The following is a 25,181-nucleotide window of genomic DNA, read 5'->3' as shown; positions in this document are numbered from 1 at the left end:
AAAGAACCTAGTAAAAATCACGTAATAACGTTTATAACCATCATAAAAAAGCATGAACCCATACTGTTCATGCTTTTATTAATGACCACCACCTATTGGAGTTCAATACGCGATTAAGTCACGAGACCAAGTGGCGAGTGCATCCTCAACCACTTGACCCTATTTTACCCCATGACCGACTTTGCTAATCGTTTCGCAGCGCGGCGATGGCGGTCAATCAATGAAGCCAAATCAACACCTTGTACTTCACCGTCGTGAACACGCCACTGGCCAGCGATCATAACTCTATCCGCTTGCTGAGCACCACACAAAAGAAGCGCAGCCAATGGATCATGACTACCAGAGAAGCGAATATCATCGAGTTTGAACATCGCAATATCGGCTTGCTTGTCGACGGCTAACTCTCCGATATCATGCCGCCCCATCGCTAAGGCGGAACCTTTGGTGGCCCAGCGTAAGGCATCTGTGTGGGTTACCGCCGCAGAGCCATACTGTAAGCGCTGTAAATACATTGCCATGCGCACTTCTGCAATCATATTCGAGCCATCATTTGATGCTGAACCGTCAACCCCGAGCCCGACCTTGACCCCGGCTTTCTCCAACTCAAGGTTACGGCATATCCCAGATGCCAACATCATATTCGACGTGGGACAATGGCAAACACCAACCTTTGCGCGCCCCAAACGGGTGATTTCTTCTTGGTTGAAATGAATACCATGAGCCAGCCAGGTACGTTTATTTAGCCAACCAACATCTTCAAGATAGTCGACTGGACGCAGGCCAAAACGCTCGATACAGAACTGCTCTTCATCTTTGGTTTCACACAAATGCGTATGTACCATGACTTGCTCTTGCTCAGCGATGCGAGCCGTCTCTTTCATCAACTCAGTGGTCACTGAGAAAGGTGAGCAAGGTGCCAGAGCGATTTGAATCATCGCGCCATAATGATGCTGATGGTATTCACTAATAAGCCGCTTGCTATCATCGATAATGGTGTGTTCGTTTTGAATGGTTTGCCTTGGCGGTAAACCGCCTTGATCCTCACCCAAACTCATTGAACCACGAGTAAAAATAGCACGTACGCCCAATTGCTGCGCCGCATCGATCTGTAAATCGATGGCATTTTCAAGGCTGTCGGGGAAAAGATAATGATGATCAGAAGCGGTCGTACACCCTGAGCGCATTAACTCAACTAGGGCAAGTTCGCTGGCAACACTCATCATTTCAGCATCAAGGTGTGCCCAAACCGGGTATAAACTTTTCAACCAATGAAAAAGCTCTTTATTGAGCGCATCAGGGTAGGCGCGAGTCAGAGTTTGATAAAAATGATGGTGTGCATTAATCAACCCAGGAGTCATCACATGTTGTGATGCATCCACCACATAATCGACGTGGTTCGTTGGCGTGCCGTCCTTTGCCACCAACTCAATAATCCGATTACCACGCACCAGCAGCCCACCTCGAGCATCGTGCTGATTTGCAGTGTAAATCGCGAGTGGATTCTTAATCCAAACGGTATCCATCCATAATAATCCTTAGCCGTTTCAACCATTTCAGGGGAAGCGGTCTTTATTTCAACCACCCACGATGTCGGTAAGTGGCTGACTGTTTAAATGACTTTATTCGCCAATATAATTTGGCGCAAACCTCAGTGATGGTTAACACCACCTTAGTTACCTTATCATAGATTATTCTGCATGGTTGGCTTACCACTAATGAACCGTAGCTTTAGGACCGAGTGCCGGATCGTGACGCAAAATGTAAAGCATCACTTCAGTAGGTAAGACAAAACGATTTTCAACCATAAAATATTCACCCGATGCTTTTCTCGGAAAAGGCGCCGACTGAGGCCATACTTGAAGTCGAGTTTGATCATCGTGGCGTTCAGAAACCGTGAAATGTAAGTGAGGATATCGTGTCATAAATGCCTCCTATCGAACCTCATAAAAGACAAGCTAAATTACACTGCAAGGCCAACGAGCGACCTTACTAATTTTAAAAATGGGGGCAGACATGTTGAAATCCAAGTCAGTAATAAAAGATGTCTCTAAATCGTTTTTTTATGTTCTTGCCTTAACGGATTATCCTGACGATGTAAACGTAAGTCTGAGGGTTAACTTTACCGGTTCTTATTCCTGAGCCGAAAACAATTCACTTGTAAGTAATTATATTTACTAATGAATGAAGCTACTTTTCAACAAGTTTAGACCTGTACCACTGTTTCTTTACAACAAAATAAAAATAATCCATTAGAGATTCAAAAACCCAACAATGGATTATTTTAGGCTAAACTAAAGTTATCTATTATCCTCCGCTCTCGCTTTATTGCTCTAAGGAAATTCCAAGCTCAGTGCGTAAACTTAAAAATTTAACTCTAAGACAATTAACCCTGTTGATGTCGGTGTTGGTAGTACTGCTGTTCTTGATGTTCTACTTTACATTCAAAGCGTTCTGGAGCTTTGAGCAGCAAGTCACAGCCGTAACCGAAAGACAGAAAAATGAGATTGAACGTGTCGAGATTTTATTGTCGATGGCTGAACGAGAGTTACAAACCTCACTAGAAGATTACGCAGCCTGGGATTCAATGATCGAATTTACCCAAAATCCGACCAAGGAGTTCATTCGCGATAATATCGGGCCCCATGCGTTTGAATCGAAACTCATTGATGGCATTGTGATTTTAGATACTAACATGCGCCCCATATGGAGTGGTCAGTATCAAAATAATCATGTTTATGATGTGAATTTTTTAGACATGCCTAGGCGCTCTGAATCCAATGCGCTTTTGGGTCATTCTCTGTTGAGTAACGCCAAGGCTCTGCCCTCCAATCATATAACTTCTGCCGTAGAATATACGGTGTTTCAAAATCGTCCCTACCTTATCTCCTACGCTAAGCTTTGCAAAAGCACGGGGTATGATTGCCAATACGGCTATTTATTTTTTATCCGTCAGATTGAACCTCAATTTATCAGTAATGTAGAACAAGCCACGGGCGTGGGAATTACCATGCGTACTTTCTTTGATACTGACCTCCAGACTGCACCGCCAAACCATAGCTTTATTTACAAAAAGGATGCCCTCGACCAAGATATTCTGGCGATTGATATTTCTCACCCAGAAAAAATTCCCGAATTTCTAACGATTCCTGAAATCTATGCGCTCTCAAGCTTTGCGATGATTATGTTGATTTTTAACGTAGGTATCGTGACGTTTATGATTCGCCCAATCAACCGAGCGCAGCGAGCACTCACCGCTTTTGAACAGACAGGCGGCAAGCTCCCCAGCGAAAACAGTTTTTATTCCAAAGAGATGCGTAGCTTTGCCCGTTACATCAATAAACTTATTTCCGAACTTGAAGACAAAAGCGAAAAGTTAAAGTGGCAATCTTTTCATGACCCGCTAACAGGACTTGCAAACCGTCGTGGTCTTTACGAATCACTTGAAAACTATATCTCTCAACAACAATATCAATATGTCGCAATTGTGCTGCTCGATATTGACCACTTTAAACAATTCAATGATAACTATGGCCATATGTCGGGCGATGAAGCATTGAAAAAACTGTCGAAGGCGCTGGCTGACGACGACATCGCGATGGAAAAAATTGCATGTCGATACGGTGGTGAAGAGTTCTGCTTGGTCTTTTTCAATGATTTTCCAATCAATATTGAAAAGCAGTTACATATTATTCAAAGAAAAGTGTCTGAATTGAAAATCAGACACGGCTACTCGCCTGTCAGTGAACAACTAACGGTCAGTATCGGGGCGACAACCCAAATTGTGGAAGATTATCGTGATATCGCCCCGATGTTCCAACGCGCGGATGAAGGCCTGTACGAGGCCAAAAATTCAGGGAAGTCTCAATACCGAATTCGCTAATGGAGGACTCGATTCATGCCCTAACGTCTCATTATAGGGCCAGTTATTGAATTCGCTCTAAGCGAAACTTTTGATTCTGCGCATCAGCAAGACAAGTGTACTGCATTAGATTTGCCCCCTCTTCCGACGAACTATTTTCGATGTCTAAACACTTTTGGCTATGGAGGTTAATGATTCGCCATAGCCCTTGCCCAGCGCTCTGAAAACGAAACAGTTGACCAGTGCCTCCCCAATTTTCCCACAGCATGGCGTTTGCGGAGTTATCATTGCTCATACTGTCGATATCGACCGCACGACCAGGTGCCGCCAACGGAGAAATACGATGCCAAACACCGCTGACCGGTGAGATAGTAAATTGCTGACACGTGTTATCCAGCCAACTCCATTGGCGAAGATTGGCACCATCGCTATTGGCGCAGTTTTCGACATCAATCGCCATACCACTGTGTGCAGGTGTTAGGCGATAAACGCCAGAAATAATCGCATTATTACTGTTATCTGGCGTACTTCCTACTGCATCGCAGCCGTTCACATGGAGACTCGAGCTCGTGGTGCGTACTAACTGGCAATTCGGGCTGCTGTTTGCCACTCGTCCGGCTAAAACATGGGTATCTGCGGCATCTTCCAAGAAAATCCCTTGCTGAGTGGCTTGCTCAATATCCACGTAGTCAATGGTCGTTCCATGGCTGCCTGAAACACTAAAAAAACCGCGCCCTGAATGCCTCGAATAAACACTGTTAACGTGAATATTCGGCCCATTGTCGTTGGCAACTCGAAATGTCGCATAACCACCGTCAATATTATTGTACTCGCCCCACACATTGCCCACTTGTGCATTCGTTGAATCGTTCAAAATCAGCCCACATCCGCCATTATTCGTGACTCGAACATCACCAATATTGATGCCATCAATCCCGTAAGTTTCAATACCATGCCCCGTTGCGCCATCGATCACGGTATTTCCGGAGATGGTTAAATTGGTTGCATCTCGGGTCGATGAGTCGACTCGAATCCCCAACCCTACAGGGTTTTGGCCATTAAGACTCATGGTGATATTGTCTAAAGTGACAAATGAACAACCTCGAAACCATACGCCATACCTTGGGCTACCCTCGACATGTAAATTCCGCACCGTAACGTTATCACGCCGATCGCAATAGACTGGGACCACTAAATCACCACCATTCGCGGTCACTGTGTTGTCATGAAAATCGAGAGTTTGTCCCGCTTGCGGGCGTATCGCGTATACATTGCCACCGTCAGGCCCACTTGAGCCCGAATTACGAATATGAATGGTACCCTGACCCATACTATTTGCTGCAGCATTCACCGCATCAAACATCCGCGCACCGCTGTACACGGTTTGTCCATCAACCGCAGAGTGCCATGTGGTACCACTAAGCATCACCTCTGCATCTGCTCGGGCAAAATGGCTCATCAGTAAAACCACCGCGATGAAACCAATATTTATCAGTCGCCTCATTGTTTTATTCTTCACGTTATTCTCCTTATTATATTCCTAGCCAATGATTCCAACTGATTAACGCACATCTTTAAGTTGACAAAATTAATTAAAATATGCCACACACTCTCTTTAAGAAAATATGCATCAATCAGGAAAATCAATATAAATACAATATTTGGAAAAGTATCTAGCGTTATTCAGAACTGCATATTTAATAAGGTTTAATGTTCTACTGTGAAATAATAAAACCATCACTTTAACTAATTCTTTATCTTCGTAAACATGATTTAAAATTCTTTATTCCAGTGTGAAGATACAAAAAAAACCACAGAGTCGCTCTGTGGTCTTTTTGAGACTCGGCTCACGCCTATTGTATTGCGATTGAAGCGGCGATTGCGATGAACACAACACCAAACACCATATTGACATTTTTAATCGTCTGCTCATTACTCAATACCTGTCGAAATGAGCTCGCGCCTAAGCTGTACAGAAACATGACGAGGGTATCCACCAGTACCACAATACCGCCCAGCAACAGATATTGCGTTGCCTGATTAGAATCGATATCAATGAACTGAGGCAAAAACGCCGTAAGGAAAATAATTGATTTTGGGTTCGTCAAATTGACGGTAAAACCTTGGCGCATCAACGTCAGCCAACTTTTTTTATCACCTGCCTTAATAAAGTTGGCTTGGTTTCTTAGGCTGCTGAGTATTTTTTCTATTCCCAAGAAAGCCAAATAGGCAATGCCCAAGTACTTAATTAAGTTGTAAAGAATCGGGGATTGCGAAACAAGAAGACCGATGCCCAAATAGATTAAGACTAAGTGCATCGCTAAGGCCGCTTGCAAACCAAGAATGCCAAAACTCGCCCCTTTAAAGCCATTAACGATGACGTTATTCACCGAGACCGCCGCCCCAGAACCGGGCGATATGCTAAAAAAAATACAGGCAACTACAAATGCCACGATGTCCATTGATTAACCTTCGCTGTTTTAATGTGTTCAAGCTCATCCTGATTGAGCCCAAAACGTCGCTCAATCGCATGTAGCGAGTTGAGATTAGTGAATGACAAATGCAAAATATCGCGATGTCCGCCCTCCAACTGACTGTATAAATCACTGACCCCATGCAGCATTCGTGTATCATCCAATAGCATAATGTCGCCTGGATTTTGCAAAGTGGTGGTACAAGCCAGTTCCATATCTTGATCATAGATGGAGCTTACTCCTCCTTCGACATTGGTTTTCTCCACCAACATCAAAAGAAAATAGGAAGTGCCATCGCTATGCACTCCCTCCGGTGCGGGTTTTCCAACACGGGTGTTATCTGCCACAATTCGATATTGATCTACTTCAACAAACCATTGGGGCTGAGCACTGCCGAGTAAATTTTGGCAATGATTAAACGTCGTCAATGCCAGCGACAGTGCGCGTTTGAAATGAGGATTTTCAAACAAACCTGATTCGGTTTCATCAAAATAGCGAAACACATTTCCGGCAAAACTGTTGTATAAATTCGATTTATACAGTGGCATATAAGGCTTTCTTACCACGGTATTCGCTTGGGCAGCATAGTACATGGTTGAATATCGCCGCTTACGATAGGTCCCGTTGTCTTTCATGTACTCATCGGTCGTAAGCCGATCCCAGTACTGACGAAACTCCGACCAAGAGCGAGATTCAGATGGTGCAGCCGCCAGCATTTGCTGAGCGACATAAAACCCGTCTGATAGTAAAGCGGCAGCAAACTCTTCGGTTTTTGGAAGCCCCTTTGTATCAATGTCGACGTGTTGCCCATCTTGATGTTTATTTACCAGCCAGCCCATTTTTTCTAATTGTATTTTTATATTAGTAATTGGTTCAAAATACATCTTGAACTCCTAGTTGACGTTGTTAGCGGTGGCGTAAACATTTATCTATTAATATCATTATGTTATACAGGTGTTATATTTATAATTTCTTAATCGGCAATAAGGAAAAATTTAATGCTGTCCTCTCAGGATCTTCATTTCTTTTATGTCGTAGCCACCAGCAAAAGCTTATCGGCCGCCGCCAAAAAATTAAATGTCACGGCGCCTACCGTGACGCAGCGGCTTCAAAGCTTGGAAGCCAAGCTATCGCTTAAGTTGGTTGAGCGTGACTCACGACAATCGACATTGACCGCCAGTGGTAAGAAGCTCGCCAGTCGCTGCAAAGCGATTCTCGATGATATCGATTCCTTAACCGATGAACTCAAAGATCAGCAAAACTCCCTGAGTGGTACGCTGACCGTCCTAGCGCCAGTTGGCTTTGGCGAAAAGCACGTTGCGCCGGCTATTGGTGCGTTTTATCAGCGCTATCCTGAACTAAAAATCCGCTTGTTGCTTTCTGATCATCCCGATAAAGACGCGTCGCCCGAATCGGATGTGGTGATCTATATCGGTGAGCTGAAAAATTCTTCGATGCGCCGCATTGTGTTAGCCAAAAACCAGCGCCTGATTTGCGCGTCACCAACGTACCTTGCCAAGCATCCGCCCATCCTCTGTCCCGATGATCTGGCACAGCATCAATGCATTGGGCTGCTTGAGAACAATGAAGACACACTTCAGTGGTCATTTACTCATAAAGGCGATGGTCGCCATAGTAATATTCGAATTCATCCGCAACTGGTCTGCAACGTCGCGGACGCGGTTAAAATATGGGCTTTAGAAGGGCTCGGGATCATCCATCGCTCGGAGTGGGATGTCGCAACTGAACTCAAGCACGGGTTACTGGAGCAAGTGTTGCCGAACTATCAATTGCCTGATGCAGACATTGTTGCCCTGCTCAGTACGACAGAGCGCGATCGCCCGCGCAAAGTTAGTGTCTTTGTGGATTTTCTTAAACAGCGACTGAGCGACCTTAATAACCAAACAAGCTAACCGCGAAAAGACGCCGTATTGATGTTGATATCTCGATATTGCATCGGTGACAGTTTGTTGTTTTTCCTGAAAAATTTAGAAAAAGCGGATTGGGACGAAAAACGACACAACATGCTTATCTCGCTGATGCTTTTCTCTGTCGATACCAACAAGCTGCAGGCTTTTTCAAGACGTACCAGCTTTAGGAGATCGCTAAATGTGGTGTTTTCCTTGTTTAGTTTCCCATTAAGCGTCCAGCGACTAACGCCTAAGCTCTGGCAAACATCATCAAGCAGTGTATCCGTGGCGTCATCCTCTTTTCGCTCAATGGATTGTGCAATGCACTCTTTAACGTAGGCAGAGTAAGAGCTCATCATCAGTAAATCACTGCGCCGCTGCTCAGCAAGCTGCTTTTGCATCGCGTAGAGGTTCGGGTTGTACATCGGATTCTTTTGGTGCAGATTGGCACTGGTGACCACCATTCGATTACGGTTTTCTCCGTAGCGGCAAAAAGTGTTAAATCGCGCATCCACACTTTGCCCATTGAGAGGTATTGCATTATCAAAGCTCACGTTGATAGAAAAACGAGGTAGATAATGACTCAAAATCTCTTTGAAAAATAAGAAATGCCCTATCGAGCTATTAGAGCGCTCATCGCGGTCGTTGTTGGTGTATTCCAGCCACAATCGGTTCTCAGAGACCCGCATCTCGATATCGTCACAATCACCCATAATAAACCGATAACGAATAAAGTTTCTCATCGCCTCCACGGCGGATTCTGCATTCAAACAGAGCCCAAATAACTCGGGAAAAATACCATAAAGCTGATTCAAGCAGCTCATCCCCGTGACGATATGCTCATTATACTGAGTCGTTTCATGAATAAATTGTTTATGTTGACGATAAGGGATACGTCCGTTGGATTTGTTTAACGTAAATTGGCTGATACCTGATTTTCTCAAAACCTGGTTAACATCAACGCCAATGCCGGCAAGCAGATTTAATTTATGATTGGTTAATCTATTAGAAACTGATTTTGTCATCTTATTTTAATTCATGTTTCATACCACTTGCATCAATAGTATTTACTGAGTGATTAATTTCTTATTCGTCGCTCACAAGGCTATTTATAATTATCTCATTTTCATGATGTTTTTATTTTTAAGAATGTGTCGTTTGGTTTTTATTTCGAAGCGCGAAGTTAGTTCATAAATCAATAAAATCAATAATAAGGATGAGTCTGGTTTGATCACAAAAAAGCCCGCTTCATGCTTTTTAATGAACCTTATTACCGTTAATGTAAGGCATTAAACGAAAAGCAACAGTGCATTTTCTGACCGTGACAATGTGTCTGAATGCCTTAATAGGAGAGATCATGAAAATCATCGTAACGGGCGCCACCAGCGGTATTGGTTATGAACTGAGTAAAGCCCTAACCGCGAAAGGGCATCAAGTGTTTGCCACCGGGCGTAACCAGACAAAACTGCAGGCCCTCAAAGAGGAAACCGGGTGTTTGGTGGGTGACGCCGATTTGGCTGACGCGCAACAAACCGTGGATATCTTTCATACTGGCGTCAAAGCACTCGGAGGACTGGATGTTCTGATAAACAACGCAGGAATGAATTCAAGAAAATGTACGATCGAAGCGTTCACCAATGAAGAGTTCGACCTGCAATATGCCATTAACTTGCGAGCGCCTGCGATTCTTTGCCGTGAAGCCGTTAAAGTAATGAAGCCCGCCGGGCACGGACACATTTTCAATGTTGTCAGCACGGTCGCCAAACGCGCCAGTGAGACCATGGGCGTTTACACAGCAATGAAGCAAGGTTTATCGGGACTCAACGATGTGTTGATGAAAGAGGTTCAACCACACGGTATAAAAGTCACAGCCCTCTATCCTGGAGGCACAGACACCAATTTCCGCGAAGCCGAACGTCCACAATATATGCAGCCGCAAAGTGTCGCCGAGACCATCACAACATTATTAGAATTACCAAGCGATGTGATTATTCATGAATTGCTGTTTCGTCCACAGGTTGAATTGGAATGACCATCATTGGCTGATAATCCGATTCAGGCAGAAAAAAGGGGCTGGAAATACCAGCTCCTTTTGATATCAGGAGACTTAACGTAAATACGTACCATCTTGGCCAATTTTCCCAGGGCCGTTGAGTACGTAAATTCCCGCGCTGTAACCTTTCACCGTAAAGCTGAGTGTGCCATCAGCAACGCTCACTTGATGTCCCGTCACCGCATCAATATACAACCCATTACGAACACCGCTCACGCTGATCGTCTGTTGATTCGCATTGGCAAGCCCAACCACGGCGTAGCTTTCTCCTTGGTTATAGTCACGGACATAACTGATGCCTGAGCCCCATTCATTAACTTGTGTCGTCGGCGCTTTCTGCAGCGCAGGGACGGCTTGACGAATCGCGTTTAAACGTTGGATATGAGTAAACAGAGGATGGCTTTCGGTTGTCTGGAGATCATCCAAATAGGCGCCATAATAAGCACGGCCCGTTTGATCAATTGTGTCATTATTACCGGCGATGTCCTGCGGTAATCCAGCTTGGAACATCACTTCTTCCCCATAATACAGGGTGGGAATACCACGGTTGGTCCACATTAAGTTATAGGCCATTGCGGCATTACCCGCTTCACCGCCATAGCGATATTTGAAGTCGTTATCCGGGCCAACATCGTGGTTTTGGAAAAAGGTAACAAGCTTGGTCGCATCACCATACACCCAGTCCCAGCCGAGAACGCCGCCAATACCACCGAAGCTTCCTTTGGTGACGTTATCACGAAAGGTAGAGAACACCGAAAAATCCAACACCGAGAATCCAGAATCGCCACCTGCATTTGGGTTTGATGGGTCTTCGGTTGTTCGGGTGTACCACCAAGGACGAATCACCGCAGAAGCATTATCATTATCCAACTCGGAACCAAATCCTGTGCCTTTCACCAAGTTCTCGCCAAACACGAATAGCCCCGGTTTATAAGCTTTCCAATTGTTGACGTACTCCAGCAACTCATTACGCTCTACATGTTTAACCGTATCAAGACGAATGGCATCCACCCCCATGTCCAAATACTGATGGATCGCGCCGTTAATATAATCCTTAACGTTTTGGTTTTCTGTGGCTAAGTCAATCGTATCTCCTGCCATATGCTTATTTTGCAATGACTCAGGATTTTCCCAATCGCCACCCGACATAAAGCCATCAAGATGATACCAATTCGGATCCAGTGTATTGGCATCGATCCCAAAGAAACGATTAGGGTCATAACCGGCAAGCGGTACACTGACACCCGTTTTTGGATCAACGAGCGGTACGATACCTTCTGGGTCAGCATTGTGTCTTTGTTTAAACCACTCAGGCGCCACACTATTATCGTTATCATCACGATAGGTCGACTGGTAATCCCCTAAATTGCCAAAGTAAGGATCATTGTCCACATCGCCTTGGCTCGCTCCTTCAGGCACGTAATACTTGATAGGTAAATGGTCAATCCATACTTTGCCTCGCAATCCATATTGACTTGAGTGGTTAATCACCACATCTTGAATCACTTTAAGTCCCTTACTGTGGGCAGCGTCGATAAAATCTTGATAACTGGCATCGGGTGATTCTAAACGAGGGTCTACTGTATAAAAGTCATACGCATGGTAGCCGTGATAATCAAGCCCAGATCGATTTTCGACTGGCGGCGTGATCCAAATGGCACTGAATCCAAGGTCTTTAATGTAATCAAGCTTCTCAATCAAACCTTTAAAGTCACCACGCCATTGTGGATCGCCGATTTTTATACGGTCACGGTTGTAGTAGTTGTTACTGCTATCTCCATCGTAAAAACGTGCCGTTAACAAGAAATAGATGGTCTCCTCACGAAAGTCATTACTCGACGTTTGGGTGTCGCCAATGTAGTAACTAAAACTTTGAACCTGTTGATTACCAGATGCGTCAACCGCTAAAGTTTTAACCACCAAATCCGCCCCTTCACCGAGATCATTGGCCGCAAGCTGTTCACCCTGATAGTGAGCTGAGTTGATGCTAGGCTCGCTGCCATCGATGGTGTAATAAATACGAGGAGACGCATCCTGGTTATCCGACACGATAAGACTTATGGTTTGACTGTTTTGATAGCGGCCTGCAACCGGGGAAGCCGCGACTATGGGCGCCTGAGTATCTTCGGCGGAGACAAGCGTCACACTAATCTGTTTGCTGGTCGCATCGATACAAATTTGGTATTCGCTATTCTCTTCCACACGGTAATCCTCACTGGGATACGCTTCCGTCCAATCACCAAAGTGATCGACTTTAAACCGAGGGTCATCACGACCAAAGCTCTGTACCGTGCAGTAATTTACTGTGTCGGCCGTGGTCATTTCGGTCGTTGACCAATCGTTTGGCGTGCCACGGAAATACCACTTTTCATCGCCATTGCCTCCACCATCGCAACTCGCCACATCGGTGACACTGAGACTGTGACTATTGGTATTAAATATAATCTGGTAGCTCTGATTCGCCGCTACCGCATAATCGCTGGCAGGATAATTTTCACTCCAATCCCCGTAGCGATCGATCTTAAATCTCGGCCCACCCGAATCATCGCCTTCAGCGAACGTTTGGCAAGTTTGAAATTCGCTGGCGCTGATGGCTTCTAATTGTGTGGTCGACCATTGGTTCGACGTGCCTCTAAAAAACCACTCGGCCTGGGCCGATGCGGTAATGAGAGTCAGTCCTACCATTGTCAATGGAAGTACTTTCATCATTCATTGTCCTTAATTGTGTGATGACATTGATGCGAGACCACAAAACACGCGTCAAGTCGCGGTCGATGACTTGGTCACGGACACGCTGTGCTCAGAGTTCGACAACATTGAGCGAGGTCGAGCCGCTTAAAGTGCATCCAATATCGTGGGGAGCAATCATGATGGGGTAGTAAGACCAATCTAGATGGGAGAGTTTTATTGCTGTTCATGTTCATGTTCATGTTCATGTTCCGATTAGGAGTTTGTCTTGGCTTAATATTGTTATGACCAACCACATGTCAGTTCCTAAGGTGATTAATCTCAAGCAGGTGGTTGGTATTGCCAATTTCGGTTATGGCATGGCAGCGATAAATCGACAACCTAAGGTGTATAAAATAAATATAGCGCTCACAAAATGTACAAAGGCGGATTTAATTAACAATAAATTGCGCTACTAGCGTCTCGGTTTGTAGGTATTACTTGTCTTATTTTCGGTGCATACAATCTGTGATTGTTCTATATAAAATAGGACGGCTAATTGGAGCAATGACTAAATAAGTCCCTAATGATCATCCACGGCCCAATCAGGTTTCACTGCAAGTCATAAGATGCTTACTGACTGAAACTCTCCGTTTTTTTAGTTAGCTACCCGCATAAATCCTTTGTGCATGTGAATTTACATTCCCATTCATAAGAGTTGGACAAAAGTCCGCATTTTAATCCTGAATAATTATTTTACTCTAGTCATTACCCACCCATAAGATTAAGATACGCTGTCACTTAATTAATTTTATAAAACATAGCGTACGTTAATGCGTACCACGTCTTCCTTAACAAAAATAAAAAGATTGATGTCTTTAAGGTGAGCTCAGTGAAATTTATCTCGCAAAGTATTCGTTTAAAACTGTCTATTTCGATTGGCGTTGTCTTCTTATCATTAATATTAATCTACGCTTCATACAATTCACTGACCAATAAATTGAATGATGGCCTTGGCATATTTGGACGCCAATATCTCCCTTCCACCTCTCTGATTTTAAATGCTGACCGAGACCTGTATCAGGCCTACGTGGCGCAGTTGATGTACTTAGAAAGTAACGACAGCGCCTATCGCAAAGAATTTAATGACAATGCCCAGCAAGCATTGGATAAAGCCAAAGAGTTCGCTGACAACATGAGTGACCATGACGACGTTCTCGCCAAAATGCGTCAATTCGACACCGTATACAACACATGGTTTACGCTATCACAGCGCTTCTTCAGCATGGTCAATCAAGGACAAAAGTCTGAGGCGTTTACCCTGTTAAATGGTGAAGGTCAGCGCGCTTTTCAAAAGTTACGACTGTTTTATGATATCGCGAGTGAAGATTTAGAAAACGAAGCAAATCAGAAACGCGCGACCCTAGCAGAAGACAGTAAAGACTACCAATTTTGGTTACTGTTATTGGTTGGTACAGCCGTCATTATCGCGGGTCTACTGACGTATTACACGCCTAAACTATTGGTCGACAACATTAATCGCCTTAACGAGCGTATTCGTGAAATCAGCGAAGGTGATGGCGATTTAACCCAACGAATTCGCTCAACTCGGGTTGATGAACTGGGTACACTGGCCAGTGAATTTGATCGCTTTCTAGAAAAACTGCAAAGCCTAATCGGGAAAGTTTCCTCGGGCGCCGATTCGATCAACCAAGCATCCACACAACTTGATGAAGTGTATGCACATAGTCAACGTATCAGCAGCGAACAAATTAAAGGCATTGAACTGATAGCAACGGCCGTGCACGAATTTAGTATCTCGATCAGTGATGTCGCAGAGAGTGCCTTGAACACCTCAAATGAGGTGACGAACACCACCAGCCTCACCAAACAAGGCGTTGAAGTGATCGAGCACTCGGTGAGTGAAATCCACACCCTGTCACACTCCATTCAAAGCGCCAGTGATGTTGTCCAACAGTTGGCGGCGGAGTCCGAAAACATCATCTCGGTGGTGGATGTCATCAATAGTATTGCCGAACAAACTAACTTGCTTGCGCTTAATGCCGCCATTGAAGCAGCGCGGGCTGGCGAGCAAGGACGAGGCTTTGCGGTTGTTGCCGATGAAGTGCGAGCACTGGCGAGTAAAACGCAGAAATCAACCGAAGATATTCAACACATGCTTAACCAGCTTCAGGCTGGCGTTAAACAGGCGGTGTTGTCCATCGAAGATGGGACCCAGCGAGTTGAACAGAACGTTGAGCTTGCGGTTCAAACTCAACAGGTATTTGAAAACATTCTTAATTCGACCAGTGTGGTGAGTGATATGGCCACACAAATCGCCACCGCCACCGATCAACAAACCAGTGTTTCAACGGAGCTAAGTCAAAACTTAGAGAGCTTAAACGAGCAAAACGAACAGACCAAGGCGCTGTCAGTTGAAGTCAATACCGTTGCCAAGCGAGTGGGTGCCGCTTCCTGTGAACTGGTGAAAGATGTTGGACGTTTTAAAGTCTAAGGGAGTGCTTTTCCAGATACAAAAACCGGAGCCATATGGCTCCGGTTTTCTTTATACGGTGATTATTTCGCTGATACTTGGCGAGAGTAGCTGATTGAACCAAACATGAGCAGGCCATAACCAAATAACTCTAGCCCTTCTTCGACAACATTCTTGACGATTCGTACGTAATTATCTCCTAACGCACCTTGCCAAAAATCGCCCATCCCCATCAAGCGGCTAAACACCAGTACTACCGCCATGCCGTAACAGAGCGTATTAAACTGAGCGGTGCGCGAGAAGTCGTTGAGCGCGTTTAAGGTCGAGCCTGGCGCTTTCACACGGGCAAAGACAATGGCGCCCAACGCAATCAGCCACGCTGGATATTTCCAGAAACCATGTTGAATTTCGTCGAAAAATGCATCAAGTTCACGAATCAGCATACATAGGAAGAAACTGGCAATCAGTACATACGCACCACGTGATGACGCATGCTTTGCCGCCAATCGGAAGAAGCACAACGAGCTAATCAGCAGGAACAACTCTTGAGAAATTTCCGTCGCCGACTGCTCTGGAATGTCGTTACCTAGGACGAGAATATCGAACATTACAATGCCAGCAATCAGCGAGAATCCAGCGCAGATCAGAAAGAAGCGGGCACCAGCGCCGAAAATGGCTTGCCAAGCGTTAGTATTTTTATTCATATTGATAACTCAAACGAGTGACTTAGATCACATAAATGGATGAGGTAAATGTATCAATACTGAATTTAGTTTCAATCAAAAAAAGATAAAAAGATATCAATCTTAAATTAAGCTTATGATTAATAAATATTTATTTTTTGTACACTGTTCGATACAAACGCTGAGGTCGCCCTCCGGTCTGATAGTTTAGGACTAGCTGTACTTGCCCTTCACCTTCTAAAAACTCCAAATAGCGACGTGCTGTCACGCGGCTAATGTTCATTTTCTGGCCAATATCGTCGGCTGAGAATTCTTGCAAATCTTGCCCTTTGATCAAATTCTTTAAACTTTCCAATGTGGTGGCATCAATCCCTTTAGGCGTTTCTCGTTGTGATTTCTGCGCACGCTTACCCAGCAAAGCATCAATGTCATGCTGATTGACTTCGCTATGAGCCAGTAGCTGCTGCTTATAGTGTTTGTAGTCGTTCAAAGCTTGGTTGACCCGCGATATACGAATCGGTTTGACCAAATAATCAGAGACGCCAAGATGAACCGCTTGTTCGACCGTTGTCGATTCTCGCTCCGCCGTTGTCATAATGAAATCGCACTGCACGCCTTGTTTTCGCAAACGGCGCATAAACTCAATGCCCGAGCCATCCGGCAGCGTAATATCAACAAAAATCAGGTTGGGCTGATAAATCGCGTATTGCAACATCGCATCGGCCACGCTTTCACTTAACGCGACAACTTGAAAATCTGAGTTTTGGGTTATGGTTGATTCAAGCAGATAACTGGCTCGTAGGTCATCTTCGAGAATCATCACGCTGTATTTAGTCATATTGGTTGAGCACTTGTTTATCGATATAAATACTAAACACCGTAGTGTCGTTATCACTGCGGTCCCATTCAAGGCTGGCAGAAAAGTAGGTCACCAATTGATGAACCAGATACAGCCCCACTCCATGCTGCTCCTCACCCTGTTTTGTGGATACGCCAAATTCAAAGATCTGCTCCGCCACGGCGTGGTCAATACCTGCTCCAGAATCTTCGACTTCTATTTTGAGCAGTTGACCCCGATCGCTAATCGATACATTAACTTGAGCAGAACGTTGTTTTCGATTTTGCCACGCGGCTAACAATGCGTTATCAATCAAATTACCAAGCATTGTTAGCAACTTATCAGACACCGGCTTAGGGTATTGTTCAATATGGCTGTGGTCATCAAGTTGAAAATCCACGCCCATATCATTGGCTTTATTGAACTTTCCCAACAGTAGTCCAGCTAATGCGCTGTCGTGTACTGAGTGGACAATGCCATTCACCACCCTCTGATAATCATCGCTTTCTTGCTGAATGAAACTGACCGCTTGCTGATAGTTTTCCATCTGTAAAAAGCCCGATAAGGTATTCAGTTTGTTGGAATACTCATGGGTTTTACTGCGCAGTAACTGTGTATAATGCTTTAGATAGGTCAGCTCTTTTTCTACCTCACTGGCGGACTGATTGGCGAAAAACACCACCACGTGCCCAGTGAGTGTTTTTCCTCGATGAATGGGGTACAAGTGCACTCGGTAATCGGTTTTGCCAAACGCCACCGTAGCTTGGTGATAGCCGCCACTATGTTCAAGGACAAAATGAGCCAACGCCGGAGCAAGATCGCTCAGCTTTGTACCAATGGTGACCGAAGTCCCACTGGGAAGGGCGAGTGATGCACTGCGGTTTAACGTGGTGATTGACAAGTTACTGTCTAAAGCAATGATGCCATCTCGAATGCTATCGAGGATCAATTCATGTTGATGAAATTTCGCGACGATCTCTTCGGGCTGATAATCCAAGAATGTGCGGCGCATTTTGTAGAGAAACAACAGCGTCATGGTGATGGCCATCACGTAAACCAGCACAATCATAAAGCCGATTTGTTGATATTGTGCCATCACAATACGGGTGGTTTTTTCTGACAAATAACCGACGCAAATCGCGCCAATGACTTCCCCACCATGAATGAGCGGCACAAAGTTGCGGATGGCAAGCCCGAGCGATCCTTTCGCTTCACTACTGTGTGTGATGCCTTGATTTAGGGTGGGCAACATGTCATCACCGATAAAATGCTGGCCGATACGCTCACGGTTGGGATGACTTAAGCGATAGCCGTTTTTATCAACAACCACGATATAAGACGCATCCGTTTGAGCGCGAATTCCCTCAATATAATCGTAAAGATCAGCGGGCTGTTGCTGGTTTACGGCCTGCACTGCGTCGACAATCTTGCCATCGTGAGCCAGTACTTTTGCCAATTCAATGCCACGCGCTTGTAGTCCTTGCTGATATTGAGTCTGCAATAGAAAAAAGATCGCCGTCAGCACCGTGGCGACAATCACAGTCGACGTGGTAATCGCGCTGAGCGCCAAATGGTTCTTCAATTTCATGAGTCATCAATCGCAAAGATGAAAAAAGTGGCGGGTATTCTCCGTACTTATTCGCAATGAGTCAAAAGTTATCCAACTTTTGGTCTGAAAATCATCGCCTCAGCATGAACAAAAGTTACAAAAGGTGTTCTTAGTTACATTACACCGAATCTCAATCTTCCTTTTCACAACAATTGTTAAACTTCGCAAAATTTTAAAAACAACCCTACAAGAGAGCGAAATATGTTTAACAATGATGTCATATCTTCACGTGACAAACGCATGATCAACTTTGTGTTTGCCGCTTCCGCTATCGTCATCATGGTTGCCACCATAGGTAACAAAATGCCAACGGGCCTCATTGGCGCATTAGGCGTAATGGCTGTGGTGGGTTACATCCTCAACACACTTGGAAACAAAACCCCCATCATCAACCAATACTTCGGTGGCGGCGCGATTGTGGTGATTTTTGGTTCTTCGTATATTTTTCACTCTGGATTGATTCCAACAGAAGCCGTCAATACCGTGACCACCTTTGTCAAAGGCGGTGGTTTTCTCGCATTTTTTATTGCGAGCCTGGTCACCGGGTCGATTCTCGGCATGGAAACAGAAGTGCTAAAAAAAGCGGCGCTAAAGTACATTCCCGTCATTTTTGGCGGCGTTGCGTGTGCCTTTTTGATGGCAGGCTTCGTCGGCGCCATGCTTGGCGAAGGCTTTTTTGATTCCATCATGTTAATTGCTTTACCGATTATGGGCGGAGGCATGGGAGCTGGCGCAGTGCCACTGGTCGAGATCATGAAAGGCAGCACGGATCTATCAACCGAAGCACTAATGTCAAAAATGGTCCCTGCATTAGCGATTGGTAATGCGGTTGCGATCGTAATGGCGGGCCTGCTCGACAAACTGGGCAACCTGTTCCCATCTTTAACCGGCAATGGCAAGTTAATGCATGGTCAACAAGAGACCGCAGCGCCAGAGGAGCAAGAATCCTCGCTAAGCGTGCAAGCACTTGGTGTGGGCGCGTTACTGGCGATCACCATGTACTTAGTGGGCTCGTTGCTAAGTTCAGTGATTAGCATGCACCCGTATGCGCTGATGATTTTATCCGTGGCGTTTATCAAAGTCTCAGGCGTGATGCCTCGTGAACTTGAACGTGCAGCGCATGCTTGGAGCACTTTCGTTGTAAACAATCTTACTCCTGCCCTTCTGGTCGGCATTGGTGTGGTTTACACCAACCTTGACCAAATCGCGATGGCCTTAACTTGGACCAACCTGATGATGGTGGTCGCAACGGTGTTTGGCGCCATCCTTGGTAGTGCCCTGATTGGGCGTCTTATTGGCTTCTATCCAATTGAAGCAGCCATCACTGGCGGCTTATGTATGGCGAATATGGGTGGCACCGGTGATGTTGCCGTGCTTGCGTCATGTAAGCGTATGAGTCTGATGCCATTTGCCCAGATCTCTTCTCGTCTTGGTGGTGCCTTCATGCTGATTCTGGCCACTTTTATTCTAGAAATTTTCTTATAAGGCCTTGTAATGTCACAGATAAACGAATTGGACATTCATTCTGATGCGGGGATATCCCCGCTTTCTTCCGTGGGTATGTCACAGCAAAATCTCCACAAGAAAACGGCGCAAATCCGCTTTTCACTGGATTTGGCAAACAATAACCTGTCGAAGTACTTAACCCTTCGTCATGTTCAGGATCAGAACGAACGTCTTTTCTATCACTACATTCGCGAAAATATCCGCGATAGCCTGCCCTACATCTATACCCCTTCGGTAGGCGATGCATGCCAAAACTACAGCTATCTAAACTTTTCACCTCGCGGCTTATATCTCACCTACCGTGACGGCAAGTCAGTAGCTGAGCAAGTGCAAGCCATCGATCAAGAGATCGATATTATTGTGGTCACCGATGGCTCTCGCGTACTGGGTCTTGGTGATCTCGGTATCGGTGGCATGGGCATCTCGATTGGTAAGCTCTCTCTGTATACCGCGGTGGGAGGCATTCCACCAGAGCGTACTTTGCCAGTTTGCATTGACGTAGGCACCAATAACCCGAGCCTCAAATCGGATGACCAATACTTAGGTGATAAGCAAGACCGCGTCAACGACGAGGCATTCTATCGCTATCTCGATGAAGTCATGACGGCTCTTGCTGAGCGCTGGCCAAACGCGATTATTCAGTTTGAAGATTTCAGCAACAACCACGCATACCCACTATTGAAAAAATATCAGCATCAATACCGCTGTTTTAATGATGATATTCAAGGTACAGCAACCGTCGCCGTCGCGTCGATCAAACGTGCACTACTCAAAGCGAAGAAAGCGCCAAGTGATGCCAGAATTTTCGTCGTCGGTGGCGGCTCAGCTGGTTGTGGTATTGCGGATTTGATACAGCGCAGCTTTGGGTTTGATAACGGCGCAGTTTACATAGTCGACCGTGATGGTGTGTTATTTGACGATGACACATTAAGTGACATGCAAGTACCGCTGGCGCGTCCCGCCGGTGAGCGTAAGTCAGCCCGCGCCCCACTGCCTCTTTTAGATGCGGTTGAGCACATCAAACCGGACGTGATTGTTGGCGTTACTGGCGTTACAGGCCTATTTAACGAGCAAGTCATTCGAACCATGGCAAGTCACACAGAGATGCCCGTGATTATGCCACTGTCTAACCCGGTAAGTGCCTGTGAAGTCACACCACAGCAAGTGTTTGACTGGATTGGCGATAACGCCATTGTGATGACCGGAAGCCCGTTTGCTCCAGTTGAGTTTGCGGGTCGCAGCCACGTAATTTCACAATGTAACAATGTTTACGTGTTCCCAGGGATTGGTCTTGGCGCGCATGTGGTTAATGCAAGCACCATTACCGACACGATGCTGAAAAAAGCCATGGATGCACTGGCAAACTTTGAATGTTCACGCAATAGTGATTATGAAGTGCTGCCAGCGATTGAATCGACTCTCGACATCTCAAAAGCCATCGCTCAAGCCGTTGCCATTCAGGCAATGGAAGAAGGCGTTGCCAATGAGCAGGACCTTTGCTTAGAAACATTATCTCTGCGCATTGAGCAGGCGTTCTGGAACCCAAACCTTGAGACGTTTCACGCCTAATCGGGCATAGCGCCGTATTGACCGGTGAGAAAACGGATGTTTTCACCGGCCAGCGATTTCAGTCAAAATCACCCCATAAACTGCGCCATTAAGCGCTTTAAAGCCTCAATGCTGTCCACCAACTGTTTCGTGCGCTGCACGGAACTTTGCGAATGTGTCGACGTGTCATTCGCAAGTGCTTGAATATTGGCGACGTTGCTATTGATTTCACGAGTCACGCTTGCCTGCTGCTCTACCGCAGTCGCGATTTGATGGCTGTTATCAGAAACTTGATTGAGCTTTACTTCGATGTCCGCCAGGACTTTTGCGGTATTATCGGCACGCAGCTGACACTGCTGAGATAACTCAATCCCTTGTTGCATCGAGTTCGAAGCAAGGCTAACGGTCTGTTGAAATTGACTGAGCATAGTTTGAATTTCATCGGCAGAATGGTGCGTTTTTTCGGCAAGCTGGCGAACTTCATCAGCCACCACAGCAAACCCTCGACCTTGTTCTCCGGCGCGCGCCGCTTCGATCGCCGCATTGAGTGCAAGCAAATTGGTCTGTTCTGAAATTTGGCTTATCACGGTAAGCACCTGACGAACATGTTGAGTTTCCGCTTCCAAAGACTCAACAATCTGTTGCGATTGGGCCAATGATGCCACCAAGTGTGTGATTGCTTGATGCGTTTGCGCCAGGCTTTGGCTGCCTTGCGCTGATTTATCCGTCGCTTGTTGCGTTAATTGATGGGCATCCGCAGCCGAACTCGCGACATCTTGAATCGAGTGAGTAAGCTCTTCTACTGCCGTCGCCACACTTTGAGTCGCGAGACATTGCCGATCAATACTGCTGCCAATGGTTTGGATATTGGAAAACTCCTGCTCTGCTGACGATAAAATTTGTCCTGAAGTTTCCGTGGCTCTTGCCGTGATTGCCCGAAGCTCGGCGTTTCGCATGATCAATGCTAGCTGCAAGGGAGAATAATCATCAAAATGATCGGTATACGGTTTTTCCATCAACGGATTTGAATACGCTTGTTCAGCAAGTTGACGAATCGATTGGTATCGTCGCCCTTGGTAGTAGGCAACGGCGAGTAAGCAAGCACTGGCTACCGTCAGCGTTGTACTTAATATGGTCGGTGCAAGCACCCACTCGACACCACTGCCCATCAGCAATATTGCACTCAGACCCGCAACACTTTTATGCAACGACAAACGCCAATGACGCAGCGTCTTTCCTGACTGCAATTTTTGATATAAGGCCAATGCGCGCTCAGTTTGCTGCTCGGTTGGCTTTGAGCGCACTGACTGATACTCAATCACCTTACCCGACGCATCACGAATCGGAGTCACAAACGCTGAGACCCAATAATGCCGACCACGATCTTTGCACTGGTTTTTGACTAACCCCATCCAGCTCTTGCCCTGCCCAAGATACTGCCATAATTGGGCAAAAGCTGCCTTTGGCATATCTTGATGACGAACGATATTGTGAAGCTCCCCTTGTAATTCCTCCGGCGTGTATTCAGCAATATCACAAAAATCCTGATTGGCATAAGTGATACGACTTTGTGGATCGGTGGTCGAGATTAAATTGGCATCCGGTTGATAAGTTTTATTGCGAGTCGTTTGGCGAGTCATTAAAACGGTCCATTCATCCATAAGGGCTAAGTCAGTGTGCCGGACTATTTTATAGAACCCATAACCCTTGGTTATATGATACGTATCAATGATGATATAAATATATTTTTATCAGTAAACAGCCAAGCCAACCATTCAGTTTAACTGCGCTTCTAGTTCACTAAAATAAAAACTGCCCTACATCGCATCTGTAAGGCAGTTTATCCGTGTTGACGATTATCAGAAGTGAATAAGGTTTCAATAGTGACATTGACCCCAAGCGAAAAGTACTAACCTTTCTTTGAGATAGGTAACATAAAATCGGCATGTAACAGTTTCAGCGCAACCACACTCTTAGCTCGGCTAGAAGAGGTCACCTTAATACCTTGAATCACTTTACCATTGTGATTTTCTGGTTCGCAAACCACCTCAAATCCACTGCCGCCACTGTGCGGAGCATGCATCGAAAACACCTCGGGCTCCAAAGCCGGAACGGATTGATTAAATTTGTCTTTGACGGGGGAAATCAACTGATAAAACGCCACGAGTCGGTTCAGATTATTATCCTTTTCTCGAAGTCCGATCCCTGTCATCGCGCAGCCTTCCGGCACTTCAACCAGCCGTTCATAATCACCTGGGTTAAAGCTGGTTTTATCACCGTCTACTCGCCATTCACGAACTCCAGTTGCAGAGTTTTCAAACTGCACTGCGCAGCGCGTAAAATGACATCCACTGTTAATCCTTGCGCCAAACCCAGTCACAAATTCAAGTGGGTCAACCGTAAAACACCCGACTTGGATAGGATGCGTACCTCGAGAGTAATCTTTCCACTCTGGCTGATAACAGCAAGGAGTAAATAGACGGGTAAACTCCATTTCTAATGTATCGCGGCGAGTGGTGTCTTTACAGAGTTCCCAAACGGGCAATAATCCTTGCTCGGTAAAGGCAACCCAATCTGGATTATCTGCTACGGTTTCAACCCAAGCATCCCACTGCTGATGACTGAGTAAACTTGGGTCTCCGCCGACAATCTGAAGGCCGCTTTGTGACTGAACATGGGTTGAATCGACAGACGTGCTGGTTTCAAACTCGCTATAACCAGACACCGTCGCGTACTTGGCTTTAGCTTCCAGCTCAAATGTTTGCAGACTTTGGTAATGCTCACTACTGCCCGAACACATATAGGTTGACTTCCCTCCAATGCGAACCCCAACCACCACATGTGTTCCCCACTCATTAAATAAGGTTTTGGCATCAACGCTTTGCGAATTTAATGCGTCATCAAACTCTGGAATGAGGCTTTTACTCAGGTAATTATCGATGCTTAACGTCGCATATTGGCACATCACGTTAATCGATAAAAAGTGGGTCGTTTTCTCAGTGCGCTCTTTCTGAGAAAACTCGCTAGAGATTGATCCGGAGAACGCACCATATCGCCCTCTCACTCCAGCACGCAACGAAAATGCCTTCTCAAAACTTCGATAAGACGTTTCTCTGATCGTATCTTTTTCACCCACACTCTGACTGTTATTTAGCATACAGATTGTCGGATAAACATAATGTTTATTACCGACTTTTTTTGCATCCTGACTCATATTATGAATATCTTTAAAGATCGCAGGACGTGCTAAATTACAAGATTCTGAATTGGCTATCTCACCTTGGAAATTATACAACCGCCCAATCGAATCGGCCCCAGAAATAATTTCAGACTGAGCTTTAATCTCTAATTCTTCTGGCGTTAATTCTAAAATTCCATTTTCACTCATCGTGATTGATTCCTTATAACATGAAGTTAATTGATATTGCATTACACGTGTTTCAATGAAACGGCCTCCAAATAAGAAACTCGTCTCATTTGCACTCAATAACCTTGGAACAAAAACACCAGAGCAACAAACAAAATTAAGTTATTGATATA

At 45.4% G+C, this 25,181-nt stretch carries 18 protein-coding genes; 6 read left to right on the top strand and 12 right to left on the bottom strand.

All coding sequences use genetic code 11. The features are described 5' to 3' along the window. Nucleotides 1-164 precede the first annotated feature (164 nt). Together M1D72_RS00390 and M1D72_RS00385 are read right to left on the bottom strand one after the other, a co-directional pair. Entirely contained in the window at nt 165-1,523 is a 1,359-nt protein-coding gene (locus M1D72_RS00390) for an 8-oxoguanine deaminase (RefSeq protein ID WP_456295121.1), read from the bottom strand. Nucleotides 1,524-1,712: 189 nt separating this feature from the next. After that, entirely contained in the window at nt 1,713-1,922 is a 210-nt protein-coding gene (locus tag M1D72_RS00385) for a hypothetical protein (RefSeq protein WP_456295120.1), read from the bottom strand. A 428-nt stretch (nt 1,923-2,350) separates the two neighbouring features. On the opposite strand from M1D72_RS00385, the gene M1D72_RS00380 reads away from it, so the two are divergent. Beyond that, nucleotides 2,351-3,880, top strand: a complete 1,530-nt coding sequence (locus M1D72_RS00380; protein WP_456295119.1) for a sensor domain-containing diguanylate cyclase — start codon at nt 2,351-2,353, stop codon at nt 3,878-3,880. Between the two features lie 43 nt (nt 3,881-3,923). Here M1D72_RS00380 and M1D72_RS00375 read toward each other — a convergent pair whose 3' ends face one another. The 3 genes from M1D72_RS00375 to M1D72_RS00365 form a co-directional block, all read right to left on the bottom strand. Further along, entirely contained in the window at nt 3,924-5,378 is a 1,455-nt protein-coding gene (locus M1D72_RS00375) for an RICIN domain-containing protein (RefSeq protein WP_456295118.1), read from the bottom strand. 334 nt (nt 5,379-5,712) lie between these two features. Further along, nucleotides 5,713-6,321: a LysE family transporter gene (locus M1D72_RS00370; protein WP_456295117.1), complete on the bottom strand. Its 609-nt coding sequence runs from the start codon at nt 6,319-6,321 to the stop codon at nt 5,713-5,715. Continuing rightward, nucleotides 6,300-7,217 (bottom strand): 2OG-Fe dioxygenase family protein, encoded by a 918-nt coding sequence (locus M1D72_RS00365; protein WP_456295116.1) that lies wholly within the window; start codon nt 7,215-7,217, stop codon nt 6,300-6,302. Before M1D72_RS00365 ends, M1D72_RS00370 begins: the two co-directional genes overlap by 22 nt. A gap of 114 nt (nt 7,218-7,331) precedes the next feature. Here M1D72_RS00365 and M1D72_RS00360 point away from each other — a divergent pair, with 114 nt between their 5' ends. Then, nucleotides 7,332-8,246, top strand: coding sequence for a LysR family transcriptional regulator (locus tag M1D72_RS00360; protein ID WP_456295115.1), 915 nt, complete (start codon nt 7,332-7,334; stop codon nt 8,244-8,246). On the opposite strand, the gene M1D72_RS00355 is transcribed toward M1D72_RS00360, so the two are convergent. Next, nucleotides 8,243-9,268, bottom strand: coding sequence for a helix-turn-helix domain-containing protein (locus M1D72_RS00355; protein ID WP_456295114.1), 1,026 nt, complete (start codon nt 9,266-9,268; stop codon nt 8,243-8,245). The genes M1D72_RS00360 and M1D72_RS00355 overlap by 4 nt on opposite strands. Before the next feature lie 332 nt (nt 9,269-9,600). Here M1D72_RS00355 and M1D72_RS00350 point away from each other — a divergent pair, with 332 nt between their 5' ends. Beyond that, entirely contained in the window at nt 9,601-10,275 is a 675-nt protein-coding gene (locus M1D72_RS00350) for an SDR family oxidoreductase (RefSeq protein ID WP_390192722.1), read from the top strand. A 75-nt stretch (nt 10,276-10,350) separates the two neighbouring features. On the opposite strand, the gene M1D72_RS00345 is transcribed toward M1D72_RS00350, so the two are convergent. After that, nucleotides 10,351-13,005, bottom strand: a complete 2,655-nt coding sequence (locus tag M1D72_RS00345) for an alpha-amylase family glycosyl hydrolase (RefSeq protein WP_456295113.1) — start codon at nt 13,003-13,005, stop codon at nt 10,351-10,353. 850 nt (nt 13,006-13,855) lie between these two features. Between M1D72_RS00345 and M1D72_RS00340 the strand changes: the two genes are divergently transcribed. Beyond that, nucleotides 13,856-15,478, top strand: a complete 1,623-nt coding sequence (locus M1D72_RS00340) for a methyl-accepting chemotaxis protein (RefSeq protein ID WP_456295112.1) — start codon at nt 13,856-13,858, stop codon at nt 15,476-15,478. A 62-nt stretch (nt 15,479-15,540) separates the two neighbouring features. Here the strand turns inward: M1D72_RS00340 and M1D72_RS00335 are convergent, their stop codons facing one another. From M1D72_RS00335 to M1D72_RS00325, 3 genes are all read right to left on the bottom strand, one after another. Beyond that, nucleotides 15,541-16,161: a hypothetical protein gene (locus M1D72_RS00335; protein ID WP_390192718.1), complete on the bottom strand. Its 621-nt coding sequence runs from the start codon at nt 16,159-16,161 to the stop codon at nt 15,541-15,543. A gap of 130 nt (nt 16,162-16,291) precedes the next feature. Next, nucleotides 16,292-16,978 carry a response regulator gene (locus tag M1D72_RS00330; RefSeq protein WP_456295111.1) on the bottom strand — a complete coding sequence of 229 codons (687 nt, stop codon included), beginning with the start codon at nt 16,976-16,978 and terminating at the stop codon, nt 16,292-16,294. Further along, entirely contained in the window at nt 16,971-18,566 is a 1,596-nt protein-coding gene (locus M1D72_RS00325; RefSeq protein ID WP_456295110.1) for an ATP-binding protein, read from the bottom strand. The genes M1D72_RS00330 and M1D72_RS00325 overlap by 8 nt, the downstream gene beginning before the upstream one ends. A gap of 222 nt (nt 18,567-18,788) precedes the next feature. Here M1D72_RS00325 and M1D72_RS00320 point away from each other — a divergent pair, with 222 nt between their 5' ends. Continuing rightward, nucleotides 18,789-20,072, top strand: a complete 1,284-nt coding sequence (locus M1D72_RS00320) for a 2-hydroxycarboxylate transporter family protein (protein ID WP_390192712.1) — start codon at nt 18,789-18,791, stop codon at nt 20,070-20,072. 9 nt (nt 20,073-20,081) lie between these two features. Next, a complete protein-coding gene (gene maeA / locus M1D72_RS00315; protein ID WP_456295109.1) occupies nt 20,082-21,662 on the top strand; it encodes an oxaloacetate-decarboxylating malate dehydrogenase in 1,581 nt (526 codons plus the stop codon). Between the two features lie 68 nt (nt 21,663-21,730). Here the strand turns inward: maeA and M1D72_RS00310 are convergent, their stop codons facing one another. Next, the gene (locus M1D72_RS00310; protein ID WP_456295108.1) at nt 21,731-23,281 is read right to left on the bottom strand and encodes a methyl-accepting chemotaxis protein; all 1,551 of its coding nucleotides are present in this window, start codon (nt 23,279-23,281) and stop codon (nt 21,731-21,733) included. A gap of 269 nt (nt 23,282-23,550) precedes the next feature. Next, the gene (locus tag M1D72_RS00305) at nt 23,551-25,029 is read right to left on the bottom strand and encodes an MAC/perforin domain-containing protein (protein WP_456295107.1); all 1,479 of its coding nucleotides are present in this window, start codon (nt 25,027-25,029) and stop codon (nt 23,551-23,553) included. Nucleotides 25,030-25,181 lie beyond the last annotated feature (152 nt).

The organism is Vibrio sp. AK197, assembly GCF_053903115.1.
The sequence above is the reverse complement of the archived record's forward strand: the minus strand, read 5'-3'. Positions and strand labels throughout refer to the sequence as shown.